General features: G+C 66.2%; 11 protein-coding genes and 1 pseudogene. 4 read left to right on the top strand and 8 right to left on the bottom strand.

The window, feature by feature from the left end; genetic code table 11:
* Positions 1-15: 15 nt before the first annotated feature.
* The 5 genes from DVB37_RS12350 to DVB37_RS12370 all read right to left on the bottom strand — a co-directional run bounded on the left by DVB37_RS12350 (position 16) and on the right by DVB37_RS12370 (position 2,715).
* Complete coding sequence (locus DVB37_RS12350) at positions 16-393, bottom strand: DUF2784 domain-containing protein (protein WP_120155376.1); 378 nt, start codon at positions 391-393, stop codon at positions 16-18.
* 37 nt (positions 394-430) lie between these two features.
* Entirely contained in the window at positions 431-1,006 is a 576-nt protein-coding gene (locus tag DVB37_RS12355; RefSeq protein ID WP_046805017.1) for a restriction endonuclease, read from the bottom strand.
* A 39-nt stretch (positions 1,007-1,045) separates the two neighbouring features.
* Entirely contained in the window at positions 1,046-1,291 is a 246-nt protein-coding gene (locus DVB37_RS12360) for an RNA-binding S4 domain-containing protein (protein ID WP_046805016.1), read from the bottom strand.
* Positions 1,292-1,320: 29 nt separating this feature from the next.
* Positions 1,321-2,079, bottom strand: coding sequence for a DUF502 domain-containing protein (locus DVB37_RS12365; RefSeq protein WP_240434099.1), 759 nt, complete (start codon positions 2,077-2,079; stop codon positions 1,321-1,323).
* Between the two features lie 168 nt (positions 2,080-2,247).
* Positions 2,248-2,715 carry a winged helix-turn-helix transcriptional regulator gene (locus DVB37_RS12370; RefSeq protein WP_046805042.1) on the bottom strand — a complete coding sequence of 156 codons (468 nt, stop codon included), beginning with the start codon at positions 2,713-2,715 and terminating at the stop codon, positions 2,248-2,250.
* Positions 2,716-2,849: 134 nt separating this feature from the next.
* Between DVB37_RS12370 and DVB37_RS12375 the strand changes: the two genes are divergently transcribed.
* From DVB37_RS12375 to DVB37_RS12385, 3 genes are all read left to right on the top strand, one after another.
* Positions 2,850-4,151 (top strand): D-amino acid dehydrogenase, encoded by a 1,302-nt coding sequence (locus DVB37_RS12375; RefSeq protein ID WP_046805014.1) that lies wholly within the window; start codon positions 2,850-2,852, stop codon positions 4,149-4,151.
* A gap of 131 nt (positions 4,152-4,282) precedes the next feature.
* Complete coding sequence (locus tag DVB37_RS12380; RefSeq protein ID WP_120155378.1) at positions 4,283-5,407, top strand: DNA repair exonuclease; 1,125 nt, start codon at positions 4,283-4,285, stop codon at positions 5,405-5,407.
* Entirely contained in the window at positions 5,404-8,031 is a 2,628-nt protein-coding gene (locus DVB37_RS12385) for an AAA family ATPase (protein ID WP_120155380.1), read from the top strand. The genes DVB37_RS12380 and DVB37_RS12385 overlap by 4 nt, the downstream gene beginning before the upstream one ends.
* Here the strand turns inward: DVB37_RS12385 and DVB37_RS28350 are convergent.
* Positions 7,956-8,639, bottom strand: a complete 684-nt coding sequence (locus tag DVB37_RS28350) for a hypothetical protein (protein WP_162941204.1) — start codon at positions 8,637-8,639, stop codon at positions 7,956-7,958. The two genes, DVB37_RS12385 and DVB37_RS28350, sit on opposite strands and share 76 nt — an antisense overlap.
* A gap of 259 nt (positions 8,640-8,898) precedes the next feature.
* On the opposite strand from DVB37_RS28350, the gene DVB37_RS12390 reads away from it, so the two are divergent.
* Positions 8,899-9,780, top strand: a complete 882-nt coding sequence (locus DVB37_RS12390; protein ID WP_120155382.1) for a DMT family transporter — start codon at positions 8,899-8,901, stop codon at positions 9,778-9,780.
* A gap of 205 nt (positions 9,781-9,985) precedes the next feature.
* Here the strand turns inward: DVB37_RS12390 and DVB37_RS12395 are convergent.
* Both DVB37_RS12395 and DVB37_RS12400 read right to left on the bottom strand, forming a co-directional pair.
* Positions 9,986-10,852: pseudogene (locus tag DVB37_RS12395) on the bottom strand (hypothetical protein); the annotation flags it as partial.
* A gap of 398 nt (positions 10,853-11,250) precedes the next feature.
* On the bottom strand, positions 11,251-12,237 hold the full coding sequence (locus DVB37_RS12400; protein WP_046805010.1) for a tripartite tricarboxylate transporter substrate binding protein: 987 nt from the start codon (positions 12,235-12,237) through the stop codon (positions 11,251-11,253).
* Between the last annotated feature and the right edge of the window lie 5 nt (positions 12,238-12,242).

The following is a 12,242-nucleotide window of genomic DNA, read 5'->3' on the forward strand; positions in this document are numbered from 1 at the left end:
AGGCGCGCATAGGCTTTATGCGCGCGCGGTGGCGCGGCGGCGTCGGCGCGCCCAGAGGGTGTAGATGACGATGTTGCCGATGATCAGCACGGCTGCCAGCATCATCTGCGTGTCGCGCGTGATGCCTTCGGGATAGATGACGCCAAGCAGGTAGTGTTCGATGAAGCCGCCCGCATAGCCTTCCTGCCCGGCTTGCTGGCGCAGCGACACCTCCAGCGGCGTCAGCGGGCAGATCAGCCCCATGCCGACCACCACCGCGCCCCAGGCCAGGGCGGGCAGGTGCCAGTAGGCCATGCGCGGCCGCCACAAGGCCAGCATGCCGCCAAACACCACGAAGGCGACAAAAAGCCCATGCGCGACTAGGACCAGGTCGGCCAGGATGCGGTAGATCATTGCAAGGTCCGGATGGTAATGAAAGGCCTGGGCGGGCTCAGGTTTTCAAGTCGCGCAGCAACTTGGTCAGTTCGGGCGCCGTCATCAGCGACACGCCTTGCGCCTTGGCGTAGGCCCAGGCGTTGTCCGACACGTCGCCCAGTGCAATGTAGATGGCTTCGCGCGCCCCGCGCTTTTCACGCGCGGCTTGCAGTTCGCGCAGGGGTTCAACGCCCACGCGGGCGGCCTTCCAGCGCTTGGCGCTGACGATGGCCACGTGGCCGTCCTTGCTTAACGCAAAGTCCGCACCCGGCGTTTGCAGGCGTTGGACCTCGCAGCCGTCGCGCTTGAATCCGGCTTCGACGGTGTTGGCAAAGTCGGCCCAGGTCATGGCGGCCGCGGCTTCGGCCACGGCTTGCACGCGCGTGCCCGACGGCGCGCGCAGTTGCTTGTAGGCAGCCATGATCGCAATCACCGCGAACGGCACCGCCGCGAAGACGCCCATCGCGGCATATTCCAGCGGCAAGGCGGCAAAGCCACCCGCGCTTAACACCACCGCCACCCCCGCGCTCATCCACCACGGCGAACGTAGCAGGACGGCAAAGATGGAGTTCTGGGACATCTTGAATTTCATGAGGGCTCGCGGTGTGGCGGGGTAGGGAAAAGGTGCGGCTCAGGCGTCGGGGGCGGGCGCTTGCGGGGCGCGCACCACGATGCGGATGTCGCCGATGGTGACGATCTGGCCGCCACGGATTTTCGCGGTCTTGCGGGTTTCAACCACGCCGCCCACGCTGACGTGGCCGTCGGCCACCATCATCTTGCCCGCGCCGCCGCTGTCGCAAACGCCGGTGGCTTTCAAGAGCTGGTTGATTTCAATATAGGGGCTGCCTTCGGCAAGCGTGAATTCGATCAAGGGCATGGATTGCGCGTATCAGGAAGTAGGGCGATTCAGCGAGGGCCGCCAGCGGGCGGGGCGTCGGCGGCGGGCATACCGGCTTCGGGCGTACCGGCTTCGGGCATACCGGCTTCGGGCGTACGGGCTGCCGGCGTACCGGCTCCGAACGCTTCAGCTGCGTCCGGCGCGACGGTGGGCTCGACGACTGTAGGCGCAGCGGGGCGGGGGTGTTCGGCGCGCGCCATCCAGGCGATCAGCGACGAACGCATGGCTTCTTCGACCGACATATCAATGGGCTGCACCCAATCTTGCGGCACAAACACCGTGTAGCCCCCGATCATGTAGCCCATCGGCAGATAAACGGCCACGCGGTCGCCCTGCGTGAATCCTTCGGGCAGGCCTTCCATGCTGCGGCGGGTCACCAGGCCCACCAGTTCCAGTTGTTGTCCCGGCAAGCGCAGAATCACCACCTGTTGCGCCGTGTTCTTGGAGCTGGGCGAAAAATAATCGGCAAAGCTCTTTAGCGACGAATAAATGCTTTTGACCACCGGCAGGTTGGTGAAGGGCATTTCCACCACGGTCAAGAACCGCTGCACACGTTGCTTGGACACCAGATAGCCGATCGCCAGAATCCCCAGGATGCCCAGGGCCAGGCCCATGCCCGGCACGTAGAACCCGCCAATGAACGGGCGCAGGAACGTCAGCGCCACGGCTTCCGTCCACGCCAGGAAGATGTACAGCAGGTAGATGGTCAGGGCCAGCGGCAGGACGGTGATCAGGCCACGGAAAAAGTATTTGTAGAGACGAGTCATAGGCAGGGACTAAAGAATTGGGGTCGGACAGGGCCAGCGGCGCGAGTCGGAGGGCCGCCAGCATAGCAGCCGCCGATGCGCGCGCCCGTAACAAACCGCATGCCAGGCAGGGCCGTGCCGGCCGGCACCACACGGGTATGCGCCACGCCGGTCAGCCGCGCCGAACGGCTAGCGATCCACGGGCAGATACAAGGTTTCCTTGATTTCTTCCATGACGACATAGCTGCGCGATTCCGCCGACGCCGGCAGGCGTTTAAGGATCTCGCCCAGCAGTCGACGGTATTCATTCATCTCGGTCAGCCGGGCCTTCACCAGGTAGTCGAAATCGCCGGACACCAGATGGCATTCCATCACTTCCGGCACGTACAGCAGTTCTTTCTTGACCTTGTCGAACACGTCGCCCGACTTGGCGGACAGCTTGATTTCCAGGAAGACCAGCAGGTTCTTGCCCAGCGCCGCCGGATTGACGCGCGCATGGTAACCCGTGATCACGCCTTCGCGCTCCATCCGTTTTACCCGGTCTGAACAAGGCGTGGCCGACAGGCTGACCCGCTCGGCCAGATCCGTGACGGAAATGCGGCCTTCGCGTTGCAGGATTTCCAGGATTTTCAGGTCAATTCTATCTAGCTCGCGCATTTCACTTTTGGCGATCAAAAAAGAGGGGGTGCCCGAGAAAAAGCTCTGCCAAAGCAAAATAATCAGTGCTTTTCACTGCGAGGAGGCCCATAGACTACCGAAATTACTGAGCAAATCCAAATACGGAAAGAATCATGCATGTGATCGTCCTAGGCAGTGGCGTAATCGGCACCACCACCGCGTATTACCTGGCCCGTCAGGGCGCCCGGGTAACGGTCCTGGACCGCCAGCCCGCCGCCGCCCAGGAAACCAGCTATGCCAACGCCGGCCAGGTATCGCCGGGCTATTCCACGCCGTGGGCGGCGCCCGGCATTCCCCTGAAAGCCATCAAGTGGTTGTTCAAGAAACATGCGCCGTTGGCCATTCGCCTGGACGGCAGCCTGTATCAGCTGAAATGGATGGCGGCCATGCTGGCCAACTGTTCGGCCGACCGGTATTCCATCAATAAAGAGCGCATGCTGCGCCTGGCCGAATACAGCCGCGACTGCCTGCGCGAATTGCGCGCGTCCACCGGCATCCATTACGAAGAGCGCACGCGTGGCACGTTGCAGCTGTTTCGCACCGACGCGCAGCTGGAAGCCGCCCGCCGCGACATCGCCGTGCTGGAAGAAGTGGGCGTGCCGTACGAGCTGCTGGACCGCAATCGCCTGGTCACGGCCGAGCCCGCCCTGGCGCGCTCGATCCATAAGCTGGCTGGCGGCTTGCGGCTGCCCAATGATGAAACCGGCGACTGCCGCCTGTTCACCACGCGCCTGGCCGAGATGGCCGCGGCGCTGGGCGTGGACTTTCGCTACAACCAGACCGTTTCCGGTCTGAACGTCGCGGGCGGCCAGATCACGGGCGTGCGCGTGGGTAACGACGTGCTGACGGCCGACCGCTACGTGGCCGCCTTCGGCAGCTACACGCGAGGCTTGCTTGAACCGCTGGGCCTGGACTTGCCGGTGTACCCCGTCAAGGGCTATTCGCTGACCATCCCCATGAAGGATGACGCCGCCGCGCCGGTGTCCACCATCCTGGACGAAACCTACAAGATCGCCGTGACCCGCTTCGATGACCGCATCCGCGTGGGCGGCATGGCGGAATTGTCCGGCTTCGACTTGCGCCTGAAAGACGCGCGCCGCAAGACGCTTGAATTGGTCGTCAACGACCTGTTCCCCGATAGCGGCCATGTGGCGCAGGCGGAATTCTGGACGGGCTTGCGCCCGATGACGCCGGACAGCACTCCCATCGTCGGGCCGACCCGCTACGGCAACCTGTTCCTGAACACCGGCCACGGCACGCTGGGCTGGACCATGGCTTGCGGCTCCGGCAAGCTGGTGGCCGACCAGGTCATGGGCCAGCGGCCCGCCATCAGCACCGACGGGCTGGGCTTGTCGCGCTACGAGCGCGGCGCGTCGTCCAACCCGTCGTTGGTGCTAGGCGGCAAGGGCGCCTGAGGGTCGCTCGGCCCGGGCGAACGGGCCATCGCAAGAATCAGTGGGCAGGCGCCCGTTGATGTGATCATGCGGCGTGATCAATTTGGCATTGTGCTTTTTTGATGTGCGCCGGCTTATGCCAAAATCGCCGCATGACTCATTTCCTGCATACCGCCGATTGGCAGATCGGCCGTCAGTACGGCCAATTTGAAACCGACGACGCCGCCTTGCTGGCCGAGGCGCGTTTCGACGTGGTGGCGCGCCTCGCCGCGCTGGCCACCGAACGCGGCGTCGATGCCGTACTGGTCGCGGGCGACGTCTTCGACACGCAAGGCGTTTCCGACCGCACCATCCGCCGCCTGTTCGCCGCCATGACGGCCTATGCCGGCCCCTGGGTCATGATCGCCGGCAACCACGACGCGGCCTTGGCCGACAGCGTCTGGAGCCGCGCGGCGCAGCTGGACTGCATCCCCGCGAACGTGCACGTACCCACGCAAATCGGCGTGGTCGACCTGCCCGACATCAACGTGGCGGTGCTGGCCGCGCCGCTGACGCAACGCCATACCTACGACGACGTCACGCAGGCGTTCGATTTCCTGGATACCGAACCTGGGCGCGTGCGCGTAGGCCTGGCGCATGGCAGCGTGGCGGGCCGCTTGCCCGACACCATCGACGCCACCAACCCCATCGCGCCTGACCGCGCCGCGCGCGCCCGCCTGGACTATCTGGCGCTGGGTGACTGGCACGGTTGTTTGGCTATCGATACCCGCACCTGGTATGCCGGCACGCCGGAACAAGACCGCTTTCGCAACAACGAGCCCGGCTACGTGCTGGACGTGCGCATCGATACACCGGGCGCCACACCCGTGGTGGAACGCGTGGCCATCGGCAAATACCGCTGGTCGGCGTGGGCCGAGACCATCAGCCTGCCGTCCGACGCGCACGCGCTGGCTGAAAAATTGTCGGCCTTGCGCGCCGAAGACGTGCTTCGCCTGGATGTGCAAGGGCACGTCAACATGGAAACCTGGGACGCGCTGCAACGCGCCATGGACCAGGCCGCCGCCCAGGTGCGCGCACTGTTGCCCGACTTGTCCGGCTTGCGGCTGGAGCCTGACCAGGCGGATTTGGCCGAGCTTGGCGCAAGTGGGTACGTGGGCGAAGTAGCCGCGCAACTACAGGCCTTGCAGGCGGACGGCGAACAAGCCGCCATTGCCGCCGAGGCCCTGCGGCTACTACTAAGATTTCAACGCGAAAGCGCCACGGGAGCCGCCAAATGAAGCTGTCCCGTATCGCGCTTGAAGAATTTCGCAAGTTCCGCCAGCCCTTGGTTCTGGATGGGCTGCAAGACGGCTTGAACCTGTTCGTGGGTGCAAACGAGGCCGGTAAAAGCACGGTGGCGGCGGCCATACGGGCGGCGTTCCTGGAACGCTACAGCACCAGCAAGGTGGCCGATCTGGCGCCCCACGGCGAGTCCGGCGCGCGGCCAACCGTTGAGCTGTCGTTCGCGCATGGCGGGCATCAGTACGTGCTGAAAAAGCAGTTCCTGTCGCGTGCGCGCTGTGAATTGCTGATCGACGATGGGGCTCAGCGCCTGGATGGCGAAGAGGCCGAAAACGCCCTGGCGGCGCTGCTGGGGTTTGAGCTGCCGGGCAGGGGACAAAGCAAGCCGGATCTGGCCGGCATCCCCGGTTTGCTGTGGATACAGCAAGGAGACGGCCACAACCTGCAAGCCGCCGCGTCTTACGCCGGCACGCATCTGCGCGACGCCTTGACGCAACTGTCAGGCGAGCTGACGGCCACGGATGGCGACCGCCTGTTTGAACGCGTGTCGGCGGAACGCGCCGCCTTGCTGGACGCGCGCAATGGTCGCCCCAAGGGCATTTATAAAGAGGCCGAGGACGCGTTGGCGCGCGCCACGTCCGAGCGCGACGACTGCGCCCAGGCCATGGCGCAACTGAACGCCGATGTCGACCGCCTGGCCAGCCTGCGCCGCGATCACGAGCGCGCCCAGGCCACTGAACCCTGGAAGGACTTTGAAGCGCGCGCCACTGACGCGCGCGCCCGGCTGGCCGCGGCGGCAAAACAGCGCGAAGCGCTGGAAGGCCTGCGCCGCGAGCAGGCCCAGGCGGTGCAAACGCTGGCCTTGCTGCAAGACCAGGTGCGGCGTGACCAACAAGACGAAGCCGACCATCACGCGCTGGTCAAGGAAGCCCAGGCCGCGCGCGCCCGCGTCGATGCCGCCCAGGCGCCGCTTGTGCGGGCGCAGCAGCAACAGCAGGCGCACGCCGCCGCGCTGGATGCGGCCCGCCTGCGCGTGGCGGCGGTTCAAGCCGTGGCTGATCGGCGCGACCTGGAGCATCAGCTTGGCCAATTGAACGCCGAAATCGAGCGGCTGGACGACGCACTACGCGCCGTAACCACCCTGATCGAACAAGGCTCGACGCTGAAGACCGAGGCGTTGCGCATTGAGATTGCCGATGGCGATATCGACGCGCTGCGCAAAGCCGAACGTGAACTGGCCAACCTGCAACTGCGCCAGCAAGCGGTGGCGACGCGTTTGTCGTACCAGCTGGAAGCCGGGCGTGAGGCCAGCATGGACGGCCGCGCCATCAGCGGCGCGGGGCAGGTGCTGCTGACGGCTGCCGCTGACATCGATCTGCCCGGTGTGGGCAGTTTCCGCATCGAGCCGGGCGGCCAGGATCTGCCGGCGCTTCAGCGTGAGCTTGGCGGGCTGCAATCCGCCTGGAATGGTTTACTGGAACGTCTGGGCGTGGCAACGCTGGCCGATGCCGAGCAGCGCCACGCGCGCTATACGGCCTTGCAGCGCGAGCTTGACGGCATGCGCAAGACGCTGGCCATCCACGCGCCCAAGGGGCTGGATGTATTGCGTGGGCAGCGTGACGAGGCCCTGGCTCGCCGCGTGGCGTTGCAAGAGCGGCTGGCCAAGTTGCCGGCGGTGGCGGGCACCGGTCAAGACGATCTGCCTGCCGCGACCCAGGCGCTGCGCGACGCGACAGCGGTGGTCGCGCAGGCGGACGCGTCGTTGGCGGCGGCGCAACGCGCGCTGGACGCCGACCTGGCACGCGCGCAATTGCTGGAAGGGCAGGCCGCCGCGCGCGCCACCGATATGCAGTCGGCCGAGCGCGCCGAACAGCGTCAAGCGCGTGCCGGCCGTCTGGCTGAAGCGCGCAGCGCGCACGACGACCTGGACCGCCGGGTGCGCGAGGCCCAGGCCGCCTTGGCGGACCACCGGCCCGAGTTGGCCGAGCAAGACGTACAACGCTATGAAAAATCGGCGGCCATCGAACGCGACGCGCAGCACAAGCGTCACGGCGACATTCTTCAGTTGCAGGGCAAGCTGGATCAGGCGGGCGCGCAGGGGCTGGGCGAACGCTTGTCGGAAGCCACCGCCGCATGCGAACGGCTGGCGCGTCGGCGCGATGAATTGGCACGCCGCGCCGCTGCGCTGGACCTGCTGCAAAAACTGCTGACCGACAAGCGTGCTGCGGCCACGCAACGTTTGCAGGCGCCCCTGGCTCGCCGCCTGAACCATTATCTGGCGCTGCTGTTTCCAGACGCGGCGTTGCGCTTGGACGACGCGTTGCTGCCCACGGCGCTACGCCGAGAGCAGGGCGAAGACCTGCTGGATGCGCTAAGTTTCGGCACGCGCGAGCAGCTGGGCATTCTGGCGCGATTCGCCTATGCGGACTTGCTTCGCGAAGCCGGTCGGCCCACCTTGCTGTTGCTGGATGACGCGCTGGTGCACACCGACGACGCCCGCCGCGATTTCATGAAGCGCGCCTTGTTCGATGCGGCCACCCGCCATCAGATCCTGATGTTCACCTGCCACGGCGAGGCCTGGCGCGACATGGGGGTGGAGCAGCGGCGCATCGGCGCCTGAGGGGGGCGATCCAGGAACCGGCGTCTTTGGGGGGGGTATTGGGACAGGCTTGCGTCGCGCGCGCCTATTGACGGCAAAAGCAACGGTCGGTAGCCTGCGCGAATGCCTGCCTTCAAGCCGTCCTTCGAAACCCTTGTCGGTGCCTCTGCCGTGGCGACTGCCGCTGCCGTCGCGCACGCCAGCATGGGTTGGCGCAGGAAGCATGGGGCAGGCCGCGGATATTCCCGCGCGCGGTTTCCCGTATCGTCACCGGCTGTCTCGTCGCTGGGTGCTTCGTCGTCGGCTGCTTCGTCGCTGGCTGCTTCGTCGCTGACTATCTCGTCGCCGGCTGTTCCGTCGTCCGCCATTTCGTCGCCTGCTATTTCGTCGCCTGCTACTTCGGCGACCGCTTTTCCTCTCTTTTCTTCCGTCATTTCCCCCGTCGTTCCGCCTGTCATTTCGGCTGTCATTTCGCCGGTCGTCTCAGCGGTCGTTCGCGCGGTAGTTTCGCCGCCGGTATTCCCGCCTGCCTCGCCGCCCGTCGGCGTGGTCCGGGCCGCGAACCCGCCAGCCGTGGTCGTGTTCGGCTGATTGCCGATCCGCCATTCCCGGCTCCAGTTCTCAATCATCGTCAGTCCATCCGTACGCTTGATGCGTGCGCGAGTCGGCCGCGTACGTCGCGGTTGACCCGCGCGTGGCCGATTTGGCCAAGCTAGCGGCCGTAGCGATCGCGATCCCGATCGCACGCGAGTGCGACAGGTGATGGCCATGGCAATTGCCATCGCCTCGCCATCGCCCCGCCATCGCATCGCATCGCAACGCCATCGCCAAGCGATACACGGAAGGACTGCCGGTCTGGAGCCTGTGCTTACCTTGACAGGTGTAAACATGTCTCTGAATCGAAATACCTGGGCCGCCTACGGCTCCACAACCTTGTTCGTGCTGCTGTGGAGCGGCGGCGCGATCTTCGCCAAATGGGGGCTGTCGCACGCGTCGGCCTTTGCCTTCCTGTTGCTGCGCTTTGTGCTGGCCTTATCCGTGTTGGGGCTGGTGGCGTGGCGGCGCAAACGATGGTTGCCCGCGCCGGGCACGCGCGGCAGCGTCGCGGCAACGGGCCTGCTGCTGATCGGTGTTTATTCCATCTGCTATCTGCTGGCGCTGGACCACGGCATCACGCCGGGGGTACTGGCCACGTTGCTGGGTGCGCAACCCATCCTGACCTTGGCGGTCATGGAGCGGCGCTTTGACAAGGCCCGCATCGCGGGGCTGCTGCTGGCCTTGGCCGGGCTGGTAATGGTGGTGTACCAGAGCATCGGCATGGCGCGCTTTTCCGTGGCGGGCATGGGCTTCGCGTTCGCGGCGCTGGGCAGCATGACGCTGGGCGCCATGCTGCAAAAGCGCATCGAGCAGCCGCCGCTGGACGTCATGCCGTTGCAGTACGCGGTAAGCCTGGCGCTGTGCCTGCTGTTTGCCCCGTTCCAGCCGCTGACGGCGCAATGGAGCATCGGGCTGATCCTGCCGCTGCTGTGGATGGGCCTGGTGATTTCGGTGGGCGCGACGCTTCTGTTCTATCGCCTGATCCAGGCCGGCAACCTGGTGAACGTCACCAGCCTGTTCTATCTGGTGCCGGCAGGCACGGCTGCGCTGGACTATCTGGTGCTGGGCAACCGCCTGTCGGCGTTGAGCCTTGCCGGCATGGGGGCAATCTTGCTGGGGCTGATGCTGGTGCTGCGGCATCCGGCCCCAAACATCAGGCCAGCGCGACGCTAACCGGACGGGAGCGGGGAGGGGCGGATGCGATGGAACCTGCAATGGAACCTGCACCCGTCCCCGCGACCGTCCCGGCGACGGCGGACCCCGCAACGGAACCCGCACCCGTCCCGGCGACGGAATCCGCAGCCGGCGCCGCCACAGTTCCGACACCGCCATCGGCGCCCACGCTGGCGGCCACCTCCGCCTCGTCCACGCCACCCCCGGCATCCTGCCCGGCCCAGTAGCCGCTGACCAACTGCGCGGGCCGTTCCTTGGCCACGACGCGGGCGCATACCGACCAGGCATCCAGTCGGACGCTCAGGCCCGCGTAGACCCCGTGGCCGTCGCCGGCCTGGATGACGCCGTCCGCGCGCACGCCTTCACCGGCGCGGATGGAGCCGTCGGCGCGGATGTCTGCGCCGGCGATCATGCCCCAGCCCGAGGCCAGGTGGTCGCCGCAGTGAATGGCCCCGCCCGCCTGAATGCCCGAGGTGGCGTTGATGGCGTGGTCGGCGCGTACATCGCCGCCCGCCTTGATTCCCTGACCACATTGGATGGCGCCTTGCGCGCGCACGTCCTGGCCGGCGTGCAAGTGGCCGGTGACGGCCAGGTCCTGGCCCGCGCAGATGTCCCATTTGGCGCGCACGTTGCCACGGCATTCCAGGCGCGAGGCGGATTCGATGCCCCAGTCGGCGCTGATGTCGCCGCCCGCGTGGATCTCGCCACTGCTTGCGATATTGGCGGCGGCCGTGATGTTTTCGCCCGCCATGATGGTTTCTCCGGCGCGGATGCCGCCGCCCGTGATGATGCTGCGCCCGGCGCGCACCACCGTGTCCACATTGATGCCCATGCGAATTTCCAGCGTGCCCGCGAAGACGATGGCGCTGGCATCAAGCGAGTCCAGCCTGAGCACGGCATCGGTCGGGCCAAACTGATCCAGCAGCCAGTTGGCGTCGCTGATGCGGCCATCGGCGACCAGGGCGTCAAGCACGGCCTGGTAATCCCCCTGGCCGTTGTGATCGCGGATAAACCACTTGTAGCCGCCCGCGCAGGGGTTCTTGGCTTTGACGAATTTTTTGGTGAGTTGCATGGCGCTGGATGAAGATCTATGCGTGGCCGGGCCGCCCGCCAAGAGGCAAGCGACGAAGATTCATGAGACGAGCGTTGCGCCCGGCCACGCGGCAGGGCGTACGCCGGCGCGCGCCACGGCATCGGCACGGATGTGCAAAGCCGCCGGCGGCAGGCCGGAATCAAAAATTGGGATAGCGGGAAAGCCGGGGAATCAGCCGGGCTTGGAGCGCGCGTAGGCGGAACGCGCGGCGACTTCCTGCGAGCTCAACAAAGTCGAGCGCAGGGCGCAGAGAACGCAGGCAGCGGGAGGGAGGGGAGAAAAATTGGATCGCACGGGGGCAGATGCTAACACCCGGGCATCGCTAGTCAAGTCGGCAAGCTGTCCCCGAAACCGGGGGCAGCTTGCCGCGCGGGCGATCAGTTCGTCGAAACGATATTGCGTTCCTTGGCGATGCGCTGGCGCAGTTCCAGTTCACGCTTGATCTGGTCGGCGTATTGGGCGGGAGTATTGCCGTCCACCAACGATCCGCCATCGGCCAGGCGCTGGACAATCTTCGGGTCTTGCAGCGCCTTCACGGCCGCCGCGTGCACGCGCTCGACCACGGCCGGCGGCGTGCCGGCCGGGGCCACCAGCCCGTACCAGGCCATGTTGTCCATTTCTGGCAGGCCGCCTTCCTTGAACGTCGGCACATCGGGCAGCGCGGGTAGGCGCTTGGGGGCGGCCACGGCCAGCGCGCGCAGCTTGCCCGCCTGGATGTGCGGCATCGAAGACGGCAGGTTGTCGAACTGGGCGTTGACTTGGCCGGCGATGACGTCGTTCAGCGCCGGACCCGAGCCGCGATAGGGCACGTGCACCATATCTGTCTTGGTCAGCGACTTGAACAGTTCGCCGTCCAGATGGCCGATGCCGCCCGCGCCGGACGATGCGTAGCTGTACTTGCCCGGGTTGGCCTTGAGCAGGGTGATGAATTCAGCCAGCGTCTTGGCGGGCACCGCCGGGTTCACCGTCAGCACGTTCGGCACGTTCACCAGGTTGGTGATCGGCGTGAAGTCCTTGAGCGGGTTGTAGGGGTTTTTCGGGTTGGTGGCCGGGTTGGTGGCCATCGTGCTGACGGTGGCCACACCCAGCGTGTAGCCGTCCGGGGCCGAACGCACCAGCGCGTCGGCGCCGATCGAGCCGCCGCCGCCGCCCCGGTTTTCCACCACGACAGCCTGGCCCAGTTCGCGGCCCAGGCCTTCGGCAACGATGCGCGCCACGATGTCGGTGGTGCCGCCAGCGGCAAAAGGCACGATCAGGCGGATGGGTTTGTTGGGGTAGGGGTCGGCGGCCAGGGCCGACGAACTAAAGCAGACGCCTGCAATGGCGGCGGCCAGGACGGCCTTGGCATGAGACAGCACGGTCAAGAGTC

The sequence above is a fragment of the Achromobacter sp. B7 genome, assembly GCF_003600685.1.
Classification (GTDB): domain Bacteria; phylum Pseudomonadota; class Gammaproteobacteria; order Burkholderiales; family Burkholderiaceae_B; genus Achromobacter; species Achromobacter spanius_B.